Annotated in this window: 1 protein-coding gene and 1 pseudogene; one reads left to right on the forward strand and one right to left on the reverse strand. The window is 63.9% G+C overall.

What is annotated here, in order from left to right:
* Nucleotides 1-231: pseudogene (locus tag EN939_RS34450) on the forward strand (LysR substrate-binding domain-containing protein); the annotation flags it as partial.
* Nucleotides 232-479: 248 nt separating this feature from the next.
* Here EN939_RS34450 and der read toward each other — a convergent pair.
* A partial coding sequence (gene der / locus EN939_RS34455; RefSeq protein ID WP_127271853.1) for a ribosome biogenesis GTPase Der occupies nt 480-1,320 on the reverse strand: 841 nt, incomplete at its 5' end.

Here is a 1,320-nt window from a genome sequence, read left to right on the forward strand (position 1 = left end):
GCGGTGGCGGGGGGGGTGGGGCTGACGATCCGCACCGACATCGGCCTGCCGGCCAGCGTCAGCGCAATGACGCCGGAGATCGCCGGGCTGCCGGCATTGCCCAAAATGGCGTTGGTGCTGCACCAGAAGGATGCTGAACTGGATCCGGTGGCAGCGCGGCTAGCCGACATATTGTTGCAGGCGGCGTTGCAGGCGCTGCCACGGGACGAGCGGTTGAAGGAGGTCGCTTAGACAGCCGGAAAGGTATCCAGTGTCGCGTTCCGTCCCCTCTGTCCTGCGGACATCTCCCCCGCAAGGGGGGAGATTGGATGTCGCGAGTGCTCTCGCGAATCTTCAACGTTGCAAGAAAGGCGCCGTCAGAACGAACTGCTGATCTCCCTCCTTGCGGGGGAGATGGCCGGCAGGCCAGAGGGGGGTGCTGTCCCGCCAACTTTGCGGAGAATTCCCGCGAGCAAAGAGGCTCATTCGAGCCCGACCGCTTATTTGCGCTTGTTGGACCTGCCGGCGAATGGATTGTCCGACGTGCGCAGCGCGATGCGGATCGGCACGCCGGGCATGTCGAAGGCTTCGCGCAGGCTGTTGGAGAGATAGCGGACATAGGATTGCGGCATCGCATCGGGCCGCGAGCACTGGACAACGAAACCCGGCGGCCGGGTCTTGGCCTGGGTGACGTATTTGACCTTCAGCCGGCGCCCGGCCACGGCAGGCGGCGGGTGGTGTGCCAGGATGCCTTCCAGCCAACGGTTGAGCTTGCCGGTCGAGACGCGGCTGTTCCACACCTTGTGCGTCCTGATGACGGCATCCATCAGCTTGTCGAGGCCGCGCCCGGTCTCGCCGGAGACAGGTACGGCCTGGAGGCCGCGCGCCTGGGGAAGAAGCCGTTCCGTCTTCTCTCGCAGTTCGGCCAGAAGTTCCTGGGGATGGTCGATCAGATCCCATTTGTTGAAGGCGATCACCGGCGCCCGGCCTTCCCTGATGATCAGGTCGGCGATCTGCAGATCCTGCTTCTCGAAGGGGATGGTGGCGTCGAGCACGATGATGACGATCTCGGCAAACCGGATGGCGCGCAGACCGTCCTGCACCGACATCACTTCCAGCTTTTCATGAATCCTGGCCTTGCGGCGCATGCCGGCTGTGTCGAACAATTTCAGGCGGCGACCATGCCAATCCCAATCGACCGAGATCGAATCACGGGTAATGCCGGCTTCCGGTCCGGTGAGCAGCCGCTCTTCGCCGATCAGCGCGTTGATCAGCGTCGACTTGCCGGCATTGGGACGGCCGACGACGGCAATGCGCATCGGCTTGGTGTCGTCATAGGTG

The sequence above is a fragment of the Mesorhizobium sp. M7A.F.Ca.CA.002.05.1.1 genome (assembly GCF_003998335.1).
In the GTDB taxonomy this organism is placed as follows: domain Bacteria; phylum Pseudomonadota; class Alphaproteobacteria; order Rhizobiales; family Rhizobiaceae; genus Mesorhizobium.